This window comes from Lactivibrio alcoholicus (assembly GCF_055390895.1).
The window spans coordinates 783,324-798,554 of the sequence record NZ_AP042471.1 but is presented as its reverse complement, the minus strand read 5'-3'; the positions used below and the strand labels follow the sequence as shown (position 1 = coordinate 798,554).

The following is a 15,231-nucleotide window of genomic DNA, read 5'->3' as shown; positions in this document are numbered from 1 at the left end:
AGGAATCCCGTGCCGCTCCTTGTGTCGCTGTTTTTTCTCGTCTACGGATCGATGTACGCGATCGTCCTCCGAGCGTTCTTCCGGGCGATGTCCGGGTTTTGCGCCCGCGCGCGGGGCTTCCGATCGCCGGGTGGTGCGTTCTGATGGTGTCCGCCCCCATTCTCGTCCGCATCTTCGATCTCAGGGGATGGACGCTCGCGCGAAGCGCGGTCGCGACCATCGGCTATTTCTGGATGGCGTGGATCTTCCTCGCGACAGTCGCGTTTCTCGTGTCCGATTGTCTGTTCGTCGCGTCAGCGGGAATCGATTTTTTCCTGAAGACGGATCTCCGTTTATATTGTCCCTCTCCGGGGATTCTTTTCGGCGTCGTTGCGGGGGGGTGTCTTCTCCTCGTCGCCCGGGGCGAGGTCGAAGCGAGGTCGCTCCGCCTCGCTTCCGTCGTCGAGACCGGAAGCGCCGCGATGCCGGCGGACCGTTTCCGGATCGCGCATGTCTCCGACGTCCATATCGGGCCGGTCTCCCCCGTTCCGCGGCTCCGGATCGTCGACGTCGACGATCCGTCGACGTCCACCGGCAGGAAGGGCGCGGGACGGTCATCGTTTCTCGCGGGGCGGGAACGTGGGGCCCTCCGGTGCGGCTGCTGGCGCTGCCGGAAATCCTGATCGTCGATATCGTCCGTCCATAGAAGAAGAGAACCGATCCCCGGGAATCCCTGGGACCGGCTCTCTCACCCACGATGTGCCTTTCGGAAGTCAGTTCTCCTCGGAGGCCGGGACGTCGCAGGCCGGAAGTTCGATTTCGAAGGTTGCCCCCTCGTCGCTTCGCAGAAGTCTGATGTCGCCGCCGTACCCCGTGACGATGCGCCGCGCGATCGCGAGCCCGAGGCCGTAGCCGCCCTTCCCCCATTGCCCCCGTGCGCGGGACGAATCACCGCGGCTGAAACGATCGAAGATCCGCACCGCGGACTCCTCCGTGATGCCGACGCCGTTGTCCCGGACGAGAAGGAAGTATCGTCCGTCGCCGGGTTGGAGCGAGATGTCGACGCGCCCGCCATCGCCCGAACCGAAGCGTTCGCGGACGTATTTTACGGCGTTTTCGAAGACGTTCCTGACGGCCCGCGAAAGATCCTCGCTGCGGCCGCGGACCGTCGCGCCGGGAGCGACGTCGGCCGCGATGCGGATGGAGTCCGCGAAGGGATGCTCCCGGAGTTCGTTCGCGAGGAGCGAGACGAGTTCCGAGAAGTCGACGGACTCATCGTCCTCTCCGGACGGCCGTCCCTCTATGCGGGAAAGCAGCAGCAGGTCGTCGACGAGCCTCGTCATGCGTTCCTGCTGTTCGACGATCGTGAGGAGACATTTTCGTCGCGCGGTGTCCTCGCGTTCATCCTCGAGGAGAAACTCGGCCGCGGCGCGGACTGCCGTGAGGGGCGTCTGAAGCTCGTGCCCCGCATCGGCGATGAAGTCCCTCCGGGATTGTTCGAGTCGGTGTTCTTCCGTGAGATCCGTGAGCACGACGAGCGTTCCGGTCGCCGTCCTTCGCGCGCAGACGCGGATGTAACGCTCTCTGTGTCCCGGAAGGGTCAGCTCGAGACACGCATCCCTGCCGCGGAAGGAGTCTTCGACCACTGTGTAGATGTCCGCCGCGGGGAAGACCCGTTCGGCGGGGACCCCGGGTTCGACGTTCGGACGGAGATCGAGCAGCGCGATCGCGGCGCCGTTGACGTAACGGATCTTTCGGGCGTCGTCGAGAAGGACGACTCCGACGGGGAGCGACGTGACGATCCGCGAGAGATCCTCGCGCTCGGACCGGAGGTCGTCGAGCGCGCCGCGGAGCTTTTCGGACATCGCGTTGAGCGCTCCGGTCAAACGCCGGAGGTCGGGGTCGGCCATCAGCGGGAATCGCGCGTCCTCGCCCAGGGCAATGCGGTCGGCGGAATCGACGATGCGCTCGAGAGGGCGGAAGAAGCGCCGCACGGTCCACGTCCCGACGAAATACACGACGACTGCCCCGGCGAGCAGGAAAATCAGAAAACGATCGCGGATCGTGACGAGTGTCCTGCTGAGCGTTTCGAGCGGCAACGCGACGCGGACGAGCAGCGTCCGTTCCGACTGGGTTGCGGACTCCACGCGCCGTGCCGCGTAGAGCATATAGGTCTTCAGGCTGCCGCTCCAGCGAAGACTCGTCCCTTCGCCGCCCGCGAGAGCGACTTTCACTTCGGGGCGGTTCCTGTGGTTCTCGAGCGTCGCGGGATTCGCGTCGCTGTCGAGGAGGACCGTTCCGCCGTCGTCGATGACCGTGATTCGCCCCCGGAAGATGGCCTTCCACTTTGCGAGGTCGTTCCGGAAGGTGTCGAGCCCGGAATCGTGGATGACTTTCGCGATCGCCGCGGTCTGGCTGCCGAGTTCGGAGCGGTTCTGTCCGATGATGTGCTTCCTGAGGATGTTCGTGAAGAGCAGGATGCTTCCGATGAAGGCGAGCGCCATGACGAGCGTGAGCGCGAGGATGACCTTCTTCTTGAGCGTCGGCGCGAACATGTCAGTCCTCCCAGACGAGACGGTATCCCCGGCCGCGAAGCGACTGGATCGCGAGGGCCGGACGCTTCCCGTCGTCGAGCTTTTTGCGGAGTCGGGAGATATGGACGTCTACGGTACGTGTGTCGCCTCCGTAGAAGCTCCAGATCTTCGCGAGAAGCTCCTCGCGGGAGACGGTGCGCCCCATCCGGCGGGCCAGGAGTTCGAGAAGGCGGAACTCCGTCGGGCTCAGGTCGACCGTTTCGCTCCGGATGAACGTCATTTCGTCGTCGAGGTCGATCCGGAGATCCCCTTCCTCGATAATACGCGAGGCTTCCCTCCCGGTCGTCCGGCGGAGCAGCGCGCGGACCCGGGCGACGAGTTCGGCGAGCGAGAACGGCTTTTTCATGTAGTCGTCGGCGCCGAGTTCGAGCCCCTCGACGACGTCCCGTTCGTCGCGCCGCGCCGTCAGCATGATGACCGGCGTCGCGGCCACCTCGGGCATCGAGCGAAGTCGTCGGCAGACCTCCCAGCCGTCCATCTTCGGGAGCATGAGGTCGAGGATCACGAGGTCGGGGCGGAGCGTCGACGCCATGTCGAGCGCCGTGTCGCCGTCGGAGGCCGATTCGGTTTCGTATCCGTGGCGTTTGAGCGCACGACACACAATGTCGACGATGGCGCTCTCATCCTCGACGACCAGAATCCGTTCTCCCGTCATGCGTTACCTCTCCTTCGGCCGTCTGTAGTTGGTCGCTTTTGCGACCTTACCGGTGAGGATGTAGAGGACCCGTTCCGCTACGTTCGTGACGTGGTCGCCCGCCCGTTCGAGGGTTCGCGCGACGTTCAGCAGCAGTGTCGCCTGTTCGATGCGTTGCGGACGCTCCATCATGAGAAGGAGGAGCTCCCTCATGATCTGCTTTTCGAGGTCGTCGACGAGGTCGTCGAGCGGGAAGACCTCCCTCGCGAGTGCCGGATCGCGGCGTTCGAGCGACGACATCGCCTTCTCGAGCATTTCGGAGAGCGTCGCGGTCATCCGCGGAATGTCGATCAGGGGTTTCATGAGCTCCTTGCCCGCAAGTTCGAGCGCGGCTTTCGCGATGTTTCCGCCGTAGTCGCCGATGCGCTCGAGATCGACGGCCATGTGCATGATCGACGAGACGGTCCGCAAATCCTCTCCCAGGGGCTGGAAGCGGGCGACGAAATTCATGCATTCGTGGTCGATGCGTTCGGTGAGCTGATCCAGCGAGTCGTCCCGGTCGAGCACGGCGCGCGCCGTGTCCGTGTTCTGGTTCTTCAGCGCCCAGACGGACTTCGTGAGCGCCTCCTCCGCCATCTTCGAGAGGCGCATCAGCATCCGCGTCAGTTCGGAAAGATCCGCTTCCAGTTGCCTTCTGGCATTTAGTTCCTGCACGTCCGTTCCCTCCTCGAAGCCGGGATCTAGCCGAAGCGTCCGGTGATGTAGTCTTCGGTGCGCTTGTCGTCCGGCGCCGTGAAAATTTTGGTTGTAACTTCATATTCTACAAGTTCTCCCAGAAGGAAGAAAGCGGTGCAGTCCGAAATGCGGGCCGCCTGCTGCATATTGTGCGTCACGATGACGACCGTGAAGTTTTTCTTGAGTTCGCGGACGAGTTCCTCGATCCGGGCCGTCGCCATCGGGTCGAGGGCGCTCGTGGGTTCGTCCATGAGAAGGATCTTCGGCTCGGTCGCGATGGCGCGCGCGATACAGAGGCGCTGCTGCTGCCCGCCCGAGAGTCCCGTTCCCGGCGACGCGAGCGAGTCCTTCACTTCCGACCAGAGGGCTGCTCCCCTGAGGCTTCGCTCCACGATGCCGTCGAGCCGTTCGCGCGACCGTATCCCATGGAGTCTCGGACCGTAGGCCACGTTGTCGTAGATCGACATCGGGAACGGATTCGGCTTCTGGAAGACCATCCCGACGTTCCGCCGCAACGCGATGACATCCGTGTCCCGTGCGTAGATATCCGTACCGTCGATGACGATCTCTCCCTCGACGCGCGCGCCCGCGATAAAGTCGTTCATGCGGTTCAGGCATCGGAGCCAGCTGCTCTTTCCGCACCCGGACGGGCCGATCAGGGCCGTGACGGTATTGTCGAAGATGTCGAATGTTATATCCTTGAGGATATGTGCCTGGCCATAGTACAGATTGACGTTGCGCGACCGGATGCGGACGGTCTCCTTCATTCGTGTCGAATCTCCTTCCATGGTTTTCAGCGGCCGTTTCTGCGGAGTCTTCGCCGCATGACGACGCCCGCCGAACTGACGCCGAGGACGAGCGCGAGCAGGACGAGGACGGTGGCGTACTGGATCGGTCTCGTCTTCTCGATATTGACGCCCGCCGTCGCGAGAACCATGATGTGATACGGGAGCGCCATGACCTCCTCGAAGAGGCTCTTCGCGAAATCCGGGGAGTAGAACGCCGCCCCCGTGAAAATGATCGGCGCGGTTTCGCCCGCCACGCGCCCGATGCTCAGGATCGCTCCCGTGATGATGGTCGATGAGGCCGCCGGAAGGACAACCTTCACGATCGTCTGCCACTTCGTCGCCCCGAGCGCGCAGGATGCGTCGCGGTAGTCCTGCGGGACGGCGCGGAATGCCTGCTCGGAAGCCGTGACCACGAGCGGAAGCGTGAGGCATCCGAGCGTGAGTCCCGCGGAGAGCAGGCTCGATCCGAACCCGAGCGTCACGACGAAGAGCGAGAGACCGAACAGGCCGAACACGACCGACGGCACCCCTGCGAGCGAACGGATGGCGAGGCGCAGGATCTTCGTGAAGAGTCCGTTGCGGGAGTACTCCGCGAAATAGAGTCCCGTGACGACGCCGATCGGCAACGCGAAAAACATCGACACGACGACGAGCTGGAGCGTTCCCACGAGCGGGGTGCTGATGCCGCCTCGGGTCATGCTGTCCCTCGGCGGCTCGGTCAGGAATTCCCATGAGAGAGAGCTCCATCCGTTCGCTGCGACGTAGAGCAGGATGGCGAGCAGGAGCAGGACGAGAAACGCGGCCGATGTCCAGAAAACGGCCGTCATGGCATAGTCGACGAACCGTCTGCGGCTCATGAACGGATCACCGATCCCTTCGTTTCGATCCATGCGGAGAGCATGTTGATCGCGAGGGTCATCGCGAAGAGGATCAGTCCCGCGAAAAAGAGTGCGTGGTAGTGCGCCGAACCGACGGGAGTCTCGCCCATTTCGGCTGCGATCGTCGACGTCAGCGGCCGGACCGGGTCGAATATCGATTCGGGGAGAATCGCCGCGCCACCCGCCGCCATCAGGACGACCATCGTCTCGCCGAGCGATCTCATGACGCCGAGAAGGCACGCGCTCAGGATTCCGGGTTTCGCCCACGGGATGACGACATGGCGGATCGTCTCCCACCTCGTGGCTCCGAGCGCGAACGAAGCGTCGCGCAGTTCACCCGGGGCCGATGAGAGCGCCTCTTCGGCGAGCGAGGCGACGATCGGGACGATCATGACTCCGAGAAGGACGGACGCGTTCAGCAGGTTGAGGCCCGAGAGGAGTTCGAAACGCTCCTGGAGCCACGGGGCGAGAACGACCATTCCGAGGAATCCGAGGACGATCGATGGAAGAAATCCCAGAAGTTCGAGTACCGGCTTCAGGAGATCCCGCAGGAACGAGGGGGCGACGTCCGAAATGAAGATCGCGACGAGGAGGCTCAGCGGTAGCGCCAGAATCGAGGAAACCAGCGTGACCGCGAGACTCCCGGCGATGAGCGGGACCATTCCGAGCGAAGGCGGTGTCTCGGTGGGGTACCAGGCGCGTCCAGCGAGAATTTCCTTCAGCTGAATCTCGCGAAGCACGGGGATCCCCTCTGTTGTGAGGAAGTAGAGGATAAAGATCATGATGAAGATCCCGAGGCTCGATATGACGGCGACGAGAGCGGACGGCACCTTGTCGTTTTTCATGGAAGAGACTCCTCCTTGCGACCTCTGTCCCGGCCCTCGCGAGGGCCGGGACAGAGGCGTCGTGGTGCGCGAGAGTGCGCGTTCTCCGGATATCCGGGACGAAAAGCCGGTGCTAGCGGAGCGGAACGAATCCGCTTTCGGAGACGATCTTCTGCCCCTGGTCGCTCAGGACGAAGTTGACGAAACTCAGAACGTCGCCCGTAGGCCAGCCTTTCGTGAACATGTAGAGGTAGCGGGCGACCGGGTAGGTTCCGTCGAGCGCGGTTTTTGCGGTTCCGCCAATGCCATCCACCGCGACCGGCTTGAGGGTGTCGTTCAGGTAGCCGATGCCGATGTAGCCGATCGCGAGCTTGTTCTTTGCGACCGTCTGCGCCATAGCTCCGTTCGACGCCACGATCAGGGCGCGTTCCGTGACGCGTTCCTTCTTCATGATCTTTTCTTCCCACGTCTCGTAGGTGCCGGAACTCGTGTCGCGCCCCACGACAGCGATCTGTTTGTCTTCTCCGCCGACGTCCTTCCAGTTCTTTATCTCGCCCTTGTAGATCTTCCGAAGCTGCTCGGTCGTCAGAAGGTTGACGGGGTTCGACGGGTGGACGACGGGGATCAGCGCGTCGACCGCGACCGCGAACGGAACGGGGTAGATCTTGTTTGCCACGGCCGCGGCGACCTCTTCGTTCTTGATGAAACGGGACGAGTCGGCAATATCCGTCGTTCCGTCGATAAGTGCCTTGATGCCGTTGCCGCTGCCGCCGCCCGAAACCGTGATCTTCACGCCGCCGTTCGCGGCCATGAATTTCTCTGCCGCGGCCTGGGCGATCGGGAGTACGGTCGTCGATCCGTTGATCACGATATCTCCCGCAAACGCCGCTCCCGCGACGGAACACGCCGCGACGAGCGAAAGAACCAGCTTCGCACCCTTCATTTCATCATTCCTCCTCCTGATATATGTTCTGGGCGAAGTATACGGACGGTTCGTTACGATAGTCCGCAACATTCGTAACGGATATGTCACGAAAGAATTGCCGGATGTCGTCGCGCTCCGGTGCGTTCGTTCTCGGCCCGCTCCGAAACATCCGATACAATATAAGAAAAGCGAGGCCGCGCAGATGGCGGGAGCGGCCGATCCCGGAGGGAAAGACGACATCGCTTTCCGGAAGGATGGCGTGCCGGATCGTCTGCCGCGTCGGCGCGCTTTCATTCCTCTTGACAACGATGTACGCGGGGTGTAGCGTCGATTACCAACTCAATATCCAAGGGCGGGTGACGTAGATGGCGGAAACGGGGATGAATATTCGAGTGCTCGAACGCTCGCTGGCGATCCTTGCCTTCATGGCCGAGGAGCGACGGCTGATCGGAGTGACGGAGATCGCCGAAGCCACTGAGCTGTCAAAATCCACGGTTCACAGGATTCTCTCGACGTTCAGGGAGAAGAATGTCGTCCTCCGGGACGAGGGCGGGCGATACCAGGTCGGACCGGCGGTACTTCTCTGGGCGGATGCCTACCGGCGATCTTCCGGACTCGCCGAAATCGCCCGCCCGTATATGCGGCGGCTCTGGGAGGAGACTCACGAGACGGTCCATCTCTTCATATATGAAAACGGCAAGGCCTTCTACCTCGACAAGCTCGACAGCCCGCACCCCGTGGGGATGCGGTCGCGGATAGGAGCGCCGCTTTCACTGTATTCGACGTCCGGCGGACGCTCGATCCTCGCGGCGCTTTCGGAGCCGGAACTCGAATCGTATCTTGCCAAGACGACGCTCGAACGGAGGACGAACGCCACCGTGACGGACCAGGGAACGCTCAGAAAGATCCTCGACGACGTCCGCCGCAACGGCTGGGCCGAAGAGAACCAGGAAAACGAGGAGGGGATCCGCTGCGTCGGAGCCGCCGTCCGTTCTCTGGACGGGACTCCCGCTGGAGCCGTGAGTATTACCGCTCCGGCGTACCGTCTCGGCGATGATCGCGCGAAGACCCTCGGAGATCGTGTCCGGACGGTCGCGGAGGGAATTTCGAGGGAGCTGGGGTTTCGCCGCTGAGAGCGCCCGTGCGGTGTCCGAAGGCGCGGACGAAAGGATTCCGGCGACTCCGGATTGAGAAAACAATCCAGACAAAGTACAATAGGCGCACTCGGGTTCCTCGTTTTCGGACGTTTCTGAACCGAAGGCGGAAAGGGCGGAAACGGAACGGGTGAATGAAACGCATTCCATCTGAGAGGGTACGAAGGGAGTGTTTGCGAATGAAACAAATTCCTGTCCGGATTCTGATTGCGTTGGTCATCGCGGGGAGCGTATGCGCCGGAACCGTGACGTCTGCGGTTGCGGCGACGGATCTGCCGCCGCTGCCTCCGGTTGAGAAACCGTCCGATCCGGCGAAGGACGCTGCGCAGCAGCCCGGGGTGACTTCCGATGCGGCGAAGGAACCTCTTCCCGCCGTTGACGAAGCCGCGAAGAACGACGCGGCGATGCAGGCGGCGCAGGACCTTCCCGTCATCGACGACAGCGCGCTTCCCGTCGAACGCGCGATGGACGGCTACACGATCGACGTCTCCCAGATAAAGCAGTCCGAGATGGTGAAGGGGGAGCTCGTCGAAGAGGGGAAGAACGCGCGGATCAACTGGACTTCGGAATATATCGAGGCGACGGGGCAGGCGGTTCCTCCCACGGGAAAGGAAGGAACGGGGCAGGGAAAGCTCCTTGCCCGCCGGGGCGCGACGCTCGACCTTCAGCGGAACCTGCTCGAGTTCATCAAGGGCGTGCAACTCTCGTCCGAGACGAAGATGGACGACTTCATGGTCGCGAACGACACTGTCCGGACGCAGGTCCAGGGGTTGATCAAGAACGTCGAGATCACGGACGCGAAGTTCGACGGAGAGATCTTCACTGTCACGGGACGCATCAAGCTTGATAAGGTCCGGCAGTCGGTGGTTCCGTATCTGCCGAAGTCCACGGGCGACGAAAAGCCCGGCAAATCCTCCGGCAGGTACGCCTACACCGGCGTGATCCTCGACTGCCGTGGCCTGCCGCTGATCCCCGCGGTGACGTTCCGCGTCCTCGATCAGCGCGGCAAGGTCGTCTACGGCCCGGGCATCGCCGAGGACGAAGTCCTCCTGAACTCCGGCCAGTGCGAGTATCACACGAACATGGAATGGGCCAAGGGGAGCGCGAAGGTCGCCGACAGGCCGCTCATCGTGAAGCCCGTCAAGCTGGTGGGACCGAACAACGTCGACATCGTCGTCACGAACGCCGCGGCGGACAAGATGCGACACAGCAAGATGAACTTCCTGGCCAAGTGCCGGGTGCTCGTGGTCAAGAGGTGAGCGGCGTGAACCGCCGGGGGCTGTGGCCGGTTCTCCCGCTCGCGGCGATCTTCCTGCTTCTCGGGGGGCTCTCCCCGGTCGCGGAGGCCGCGAAGGGAAAACCGGCCGCGACGGGAAACGCCGCCTCTTCGGGCGGGGACGCGATCGAGGTCGAGGCGTACGGCGAAGGGGCGATCCTGAACGGCGACACGACCCGCGCGCGAGACGAGGCGAAGCGTTCGGTCTATCGGGACGCCGTCGAGAAGGGTATCGGGGCGTACGTCGAAAGCGTCTCCGAAATGAAGGAGTTTCAGGTCGTCAAAGACCGGGTCTTCTCGCAGGCCAGGGGAATCGTGAAGGATCTCAAGGTCACGAAGGAGGAAGTCGGCTCGGACGACATCCTCAGACTCCATGCGAAGTGCACGGTATCCGTCGCCGCTCTTGACGGAGTGCTCGGACCGGCGGTCATCGACGCGCTCGGCAACCCGAGGGTCATGATCGTCGTCGACGAGGCCATAGACGGCCAGAAGCCCTTCCTTTCCACGGTCGAGGGGACCACGCTCGCGCTCTTCCAGAAGGCCGGGTATCTCATGGTCGATCAGGAACAGGCGAAGTCGCTTCACAAGTCCGAATGGGACATGGCGGAACGGACCGGTGACATGGACCGGCTCAAGGAACTCGCGAAGACGTTCCAGGCCGACGTGATCATCCACGCGAAGGCACAGTCCGTGACGTATACGACGCAGCACGCGGCGGGACAGAAGCTCTGGGGCGTCCGGAGCCAGTTGCAGCTCAAGGCCGTCATCACCCAGACGGGGTACGTTCTCGGGAGCGAGATTCCCGAAGTGAAGCAGATCGGGGTGTCCGCGCAGGACGGAGCCGTCAAGGGACTCAAGATCGCGGCGGAAAAGGCGTCCTCGGGGCTCGTCAACAAGGTGGCCTACTCGCTCGTGAGCGGGAGCGCCGGAGGGGTGACGGGACGCGTCGTGAAGCTGTTCGCCGACGGCGTTTCGTTCGCCGATGCGCGCAGGCTCAAGAGCGCGCTCGAAGAGACGAAGGGCGTGACGGCTGTCTATCAGCGTTCGTTCCGGAACAACAAACTGGAACTCGACGTCAACACGGAAGGCAACGCCGAGGATCTCGCCGTCCGGCTCGAGGAACTCGGAATGTCGGTGACGGGGGTGACCGCCGGAACGATCGAGGCGACGCCCGGCGCCTCCGGGGCGAAGACGACGCCATGAGCGCCTGGGCGCGTTTCCGGAGAAACCTCCGTCGCGCGATTGTCGTGTCCGGAGCGGTGCTTTTCGCGGCGCTCGTACCGGCCGGAATCGCCTCGGCGACATCCCTGAGCGAAATGGAGATCCGGACGATCTGGCGAAACAACGGCGCGGTCGAAGGCGTCCAGGAATTCTCCTTCGGGACGATCGACTGGAACGGACGCGCCGTGACCGTCCGGGGACGCGCTCCCGTACCGGCGGACCCTTCTCCGGCGCAGAAGCTGCTCGCGAGAAGGGCCGCCGTGACGGATCTCTACCGCAGAACGCTCGGGCTGCTCTACGAGGTGAAATACGGACTGCCGCGTCGCGTCGAGTCGATATCCCTCGAGGGGTGGGTGCATCCCGGGAAGTTCGCCGCCGAAGGAATCGAGGACGGGCACTATGTGGTCGAAGCGGTCATGCCGCTCAGACGGCTCCTCGAAGACTGCGTGGTCTTCGGGAAATAGATCGGGTTCGCTGCGAGGAGGCGAGTAAGGATGAAAGGGAAACGGATGGTCTGCGTTTTTGCGCTGCTGGCGCTCGCGTGTTCGGCGTTTGCGGCGTACGCTGAGGTTCAGCTCTTCGTATCCAAGAACACGGTCAAGGTGTACGACCCGGAACTGAAGAACTACTCGGTGCTCAACGACTTCAACGCGAACGGATGGAAGACCCATAACTATCTCGCGCTCGTCTGGGATGCGAACGGCGTGTTGGCATACGACATCCGGACGCACGAATGGCTTCCGCTCCAGGGGTTCATCGCCGTGAACACCGTGATGTCGGACAACTACGCGATGGTGTGGGAGACGAGCCGCGTGGCAATCTTCGACGCGAAGGCGCGGAAGTGGATCGTGAGTCCGGAGCCGATCACGGACGTGAAGTCGCCGCTCATATCGCGAGGCATGGGGGCGATGCTCACCGAGGCGGAATTCGTGGTCTTCGATCCGGTGCTTCACGAGTGGAAATCCATCGAGACGGAACGCGCGGGATCGGGCGAGAAGTTCGCCTGGGACGCGGTTCTCGGCGACAGACTCGCGATCTGCTGGGACGACGCGAAGGTCATCCTCTACGACACGACGCTCCACCAGTGGCAGCAGAAGGAAATCGCGAAGGTCCAGGCTGCCCTGATGGACGAGTACAGCGTGAAGGTCTTCACGGCCGGCGAGGTCCATACATACGACGCAATGAAGCATCGCTGGTCCGTGAAGGAACGTCAGTGAGGGGAGACCGTGGTGTGAATCGGAGTCGCGTCCTTCCGGCCCTGCTCCTCTCCGCCCTGTTCGCTTTTTCCTTCGCGGGCGCCGCGTTCGGGTGAGGCTGTGAGGGAGGGGCCGGGAGCTCCGGGGAGGGCGGCGGGAATGTCGCGGAATACGGCAAGGCGATCGAAAGTGCGATGCGCGACTATCTGTCGGCGCGATACGATACGGCCGTGAAGGCCGTCGCGCAGCTGAAAGGCTCTTCGGATAAAAGGGTAGCGTGCCAGGCGTCGTTTATCGTCGGCGCGTCGCGCCTTCGCGCGGGAGATGACGCCGAAGCCCGCAAGGAACTGTTCTGGACGCTCGGAAAGTGCTACAACACGACGCTTCCCATAGAGGGAGACGCGGTACGGCTCCGTGTCCTCGCGGCGGGGCTGATCGCGGAGCGGGCGGCCATCGCCGGCAGGCTCGGGGACATCGACGAACTCGAACGCGTCATGAAGCTCGATCTTCCATCGGACCGGATGAACGTCTACGGCGCGTCCGGAACGACAGTCGAGGGCAGCGTCAAGGTCCGGGACTACCTCGACCTTCAGCGGGCGAGAATCCTCGTCGCGAAGGGACAAGTGCCGGACGCGGCGCCTCTTCTCGACCGTCTCGACTGGTCGACGGGAAAGGTACCCTGGAAGGGCGCCGTCGTCGCGCTCCGCGACGCGGTTGCAGATCTCAGGAAAGCCGCGGGGCTGTAGCGTCCCGCAATGCCGATGCGAAAAAGGCGGCCGGGTCCTCTCGGGAGGGAACCGGCCGCCTTTTTCGCATTTCGCGGGTTTACCTGCCGATATTGCGGCGTTCGTAGATCATCCGGACGATCAGCGTGTCGGACCAGTCTATGCCGGGATGCAGGAGCATGTCACCGATGATCACCAGTGCGATGCATCCGATAATGGCAACGAGGACGAGAAGTATCTGCCTGAAGAGATTCGGTCGGTCGTCGTAGGTGTGTTTCCACGGCTTGTACGGCCGGTACGGTCCCTGCATCCGGATACACCCTCCTTCTCGTGTGTCTGGTCTGAACCGTCACACGTCCAGATTCCTGACCTCGTGGGCGTGTGTTTCGATAAACTCCCGCCGCGGTTCCACCTTGTCTCCCATGAGAATGCCGAAATACTCGTCCGCGAGCATCGCGTCGTCGATCTCGACCCTCCGGAGGACGCGGTTCTGTGGATCCATCGTCGTTTCCCAGAGCTGCTCCGGGTTCATTTCGCCCAATCCTTTGTAGCGCTGGACGGAAATCTTCGACGGATCCGCCTGTCCGTCTATGATACGACGTAATTCCCTTTCCGAATAGCAATACGTGACGTTTTTTCCTTTTTGCACGCGAAAGAGCGGCGGCTGGGCCAGATAGAGATGCCCGGCCTCGACGAGTTCCTTCATGTACCGGTAGAAGAAGGTGAGAAGGAGCGTGCTGATATGTGCGCCATCGACGTCGGCGTCCGTCATGATGATGATCTTGCCGTAGCGGAGCCGCATCGGGTCGAAGTCGTCCCCGATGCCGCACCCGAGCGTCTGGATGATTGTGCGGATCTCGTTGTTGCTGAGCACCTTGTCGAGTCGGGACTTTTCGACGTTCAGGATCTTTCCGCGAAGCGGCAGGATCGCCTGGAATGATCTGTCACGTCCCTGCTTCGCGCTGCCGCCGGCGGAGTTTCCCTCGACGATGTAGACCTCGCTCACACCGGTGTCCCTGCTCGAACAGTCGGCGAGCTTTCCCGGCAGGCTGAACCCCGACATCGCGCTCTTCCTGACGAGTTCACGCGCCTTTTTCGCGGCCTCCCGGGCCTGTCGCGTGCGAAGCGCCTTTTCGACAACCGGACGGACGACCTCCGGGTGTTCCTCGAAGAACGCCGCGAGCCCCTCGTAGATGATCGAGTCGGCGATGCCCTTGACGTCGCTGTTGCCGAGCTTCGTTTTCGTCTGTCCCTCGAACTGCGGGTTCCGGAGCTTCACCGAGATGACGCAGGTGAGTCCCTCCTTGAGGTCGTCTCCCGAAAAGTTTTCGTCCTTGTCCTTCAGGAGCTTGCTCTTGCGGGCGGCGTCGTTGACCGCGCGCGTCAAGGCCGTCCGGAGGCCGGAAACGTGAGTGCCGCCCTCGAGCGTGTGAATCATGTTCGCGAAAGCGAAGATGCGTTCGATGTAGGTGTCGTTGTACTGGAGACCGAGGTCGACCTCGACGTCGTCGCGTTCTCCCGAGATGACGACGGGTTCGGGGAAGATCGGGTCTTTGTCGCGGTTGAGGTATTCGACGAATGACCGGATGCCCCCCTCGTAGTGGAATTCCCACGATCGCCCGGTACGTTCGTCGAGGAGCGTGATCGCGAGGCCGGGGTTCAGGAAGGCGATTTCGCGGAATCGTCCGCCGAGAATGTCGACAGAGAAATCCACGTCCTCGAAGATCTCGGCGTCCGGTTTGAAGCGCACGGTCGTTCCGCGTTTCGTCGTCGGCGTTCCCTCCGAGAGGTCCGTGACGGGTTTGCCGCGTTCGTAGCGCTGGGACTTGCAGAGATCGCCGAGACAGACCGTCACTTCGAGCCACTCCGAGAGGGCGTTCACGACGGAAACGCCGACGCCGTGGAGGCCGCCGCTGACCTTGTAGGCGCCTCCGTCGAACTTTCCTCCCGCGTGAAGGACGGTGAGGGCGACCTCAACCGCAGGACGTCCGTTCGAGGGGTGCGGGTCGGTCGGAATTCCGCGGCCGTTGTCTTCGACGGAGACGCTCCCGTCGGAATGGACGACGACGCCGATCCGGTCGCAGAATCCCGCGATGGCCTCGTCGACGGAATTGTCGACGACTTCGTAGACGAGGTGATGGAGTCCCCTGGATCCCGTATCGCCGATGTACATTCCCGGCCGGCGCCGGACGGCCTCGAGTCCCTCGAGAACCTGAATGTTTTGCGCGGTGTATTCAGCCGCAGAAGTGTTCAATGTCGCATTCCTCCCTGTCACGCCCCGTCGCCGGGGAAGTGCGTCGTT

17 protein-coding genes are annotated in these 15,231 nt (G+C 62.8%); 8 read left to right on the top strand and 9 right to left on the bottom strand.

Translation table 11 applies throughout. The annotated features are described in order from the left end of the window. Positions 1 to 9: 9 nt before the first annotated feature. Together ACZ5IU_RS03970 and ACZ5IU_RS03965 are read left to right on the top strand one after the other, a co-directional pair. Positions 10 to 144 (top strand): hypothetical protein, encoded by a 135-nt coding sequence (locus ACZ5IU_RS03970; protein WP_464420735.1) that lies wholly within the window; start codon positions 10 to 12, stop codon positions 142 to 144. Then, positions 144 to 662 carry a hypothetical protein gene (locus ACZ5IU_RS03965; protein ID WP_464420733.1) on the top strand — a complete coding sequence of 173 codons (519 nt, stop codon included), beginning with the start codon at positions 144 to 146 and terminating at the stop codon, positions 660 to 662. Before ACZ5IU_RS03970 ends, ACZ5IU_RS03965 begins: the two co-directional genes overlap by 1 nt. Before the next feature lie 90 nt (positions 663 to 752). On the opposite strand, the gene ACZ5IU_RS03960 is transcribed toward ACZ5IU_RS03965, so the two are convergent. The 7 genes from ACZ5IU_RS03960 to ACZ5IU_RS03930 form a co-directional block, all read right to left on the bottom strand. Further along, a complete protein-coding gene (locus tag ACZ5IU_RS03960; RefSeq protein ID WP_464420731.1) occupies positions 753 to 2,534 on the bottom strand; it encodes an ATP-binding protein in 1,782 nt (593 codons plus the stop codon). A gap of 1 nt (position 2,535) precedes the next feature. Continuing rightward, positions 2,536 to 3,228 (bottom strand): response regulator transcription factor, encoded by a 693-nt coding sequence (locus ACZ5IU_RS03955; RefSeq protein WP_464420729.1) that lies wholly within the window; start codon positions 3,226 to 3,228, stop codon positions 2,536 to 2,538. A gap of 3 nt (positions 3,229 to 3,231) precedes the next feature. Next, positions 3,232 to 3,921: a phosphate signaling complex protein PhoU gene (gene phoU / locus ACZ5IU_RS03950; protein WP_464420727.1), complete on the bottom strand. Its 690-nt coding sequence runs from the start codon at positions 3,919 to 3,921 to the stop codon at positions 3,232 to 3,234. A gap of 26 nt (positions 3,922 to 3,947) precedes the next feature. Next, on the bottom strand, positions 3,948 to 4,709 hold the full coding sequence (pstB, locus tag ACZ5IU_RS03945) for a phosphate ABC transporter ATP-binding protein PstB (RefSeq protein ID WP_464420725.1): 762 nt from the start codon (positions 4,707 to 4,709) through the stop codon (positions 3,948 to 3,950). 26 nt (positions 4,710 to 4,735) lie between these two features. After that, entirely contained in the window at positions 4,736 to 5,587 is an 852-nt protein-coding gene (gene pstA, locus ACZ5IU_RS03940) for a phosphate ABC transporter permease PstA (protein ID WP_464420723.1), read from the bottom strand. Next, the gene (gene pstC, locus ACZ5IU_RS03935) at positions 5,584 to 6,453 is read right to left on the bottom strand and encodes a phosphate ABC transporter permease subunit PstC (RefSeq protein WP_464420721.1); all 870 of its coding nucleotides are present in this window, start codon (positions 6,451 to 6,453) and stop codon (positions 5,584 to 5,586) included. Before pstC ends, pstA begins: the two co-directional genes overlap by 4 nt. A gap of 112 nt (positions 6,454 to 6,565) precedes the next feature. Further along, the gene (locus tag ACZ5IU_RS03930; protein WP_464420719.1) at positions 6,566 to 7,375 is read right to left on the bottom strand and encodes a phosphate ABC transporter substrate-binding protein; all 810 of its coding nucleotides are present in this window, start codon (positions 7,373 to 7,375) and stop codon (positions 6,566 to 6,568) included. Between the two features lie 362 nt (positions 7,376 to 7,737). On the opposite strand from ACZ5IU_RS03930, the gene ACZ5IU_RS03925 reads away from it, so the two are divergent. The 6 genes from ACZ5IU_RS03925 (at position 7,738) to ACZ5IU_RS03900 (ending at position 12,950) form a co-directional block, all read left to right on the top strand. Beyond that, positions 7,738 to 8,490, top strand: a complete 753-nt coding sequence (locus ACZ5IU_RS03925; protein WP_464420717.1) for an IclR family transcriptional regulator — start codon at positions 7,738 to 7,740, stop codon at positions 8,488 to 8,490. A 200-nt stretch (positions 8,491 to 8,690) separates the two neighbouring features. After that, positions 8,691 to 9,770 carry a hypothetical protein gene (locus ACZ5IU_RS03920; RefSeq protein ID WP_464420715.1) on the top strand — a complete coding sequence of 360 codons (1,080 nt, stop codon included), beginning with the start codon at positions 8,691 to 8,693 and terminating at the stop codon, positions 9,768 to 9,770. A gap of 5 nt (positions 9,771 to 9,775) precedes the next feature. Further along, positions 9,776 to 10,990: a hypothetical protein gene (locus ACZ5IU_RS03915; RefSeq protein ID WP_464420713.1), complete on the top strand. Its 1,215-nt coding sequence runs from the start codon at positions 9,776 to 9,778 to the stop codon at positions 10,988 to 10,990. After that, positions 10,987 to 11,472: a hypothetical protein gene (locus ACZ5IU_RS03910; protein ID WP_464420711.1), complete on the top strand. Its 486-nt coding sequence runs from the start codon at positions 10,987 to 10,989 to the stop codon at positions 11,470 to 11,472. The genes ACZ5IU_RS03915 and ACZ5IU_RS03910 overlap by 4 nt, the downstream gene beginning before the upstream one ends. A 30-nt stretch (positions 11,473 to 11,502) precedes the next feature. Next, positions 11,503 to 12,225 (top strand): hypothetical protein, encoded by a 723-nt coding sequence (locus ACZ5IU_RS03905; RefSeq protein WP_464420709.1) that lies wholly within the window; start codon positions 11,503 to 11,505, stop codon positions 12,223 to 12,225. Positions 12,226 to 12,398: 173 nt separating this feature from the next. Beyond that, entirely contained in the window at positions 12,399 to 12,950 is a 552-nt protein-coding gene (locus ACZ5IU_RS03900) for a hypothetical protein (RefSeq protein WP_464420707.1), read from the top strand. A 79-nt stretch (positions 12,951 to 13,029) separates the two neighbouring features. Here the strand turns inward: ACZ5IU_RS03900 and ACZ5IU_RS03895 are convergent, their stop codons facing one another. Next, entirely contained in the window at positions 13,030 to 13,239 is a 210-nt protein-coding gene (locus tag ACZ5IU_RS03895) for a hypothetical protein (protein WP_464420705.1), read from the bottom strand. A 39-nt stretch (positions 13,240 to 13,278) separates the two neighbouring features. Then, positions 13,279 to 15,183, bottom strand: coding sequence for a DNA topoisomerase (ATP-hydrolyzing) subunit B (gyrB, locus tag ACZ5IU_RS03890; RefSeq protein WP_464420703.1), 1,905 nt, complete (start codon positions 15,181 to 15,183; stop codon positions 13,279 to 13,281). Positions 15,184 to 15,231 lie beyond the last annotated feature (48 nt).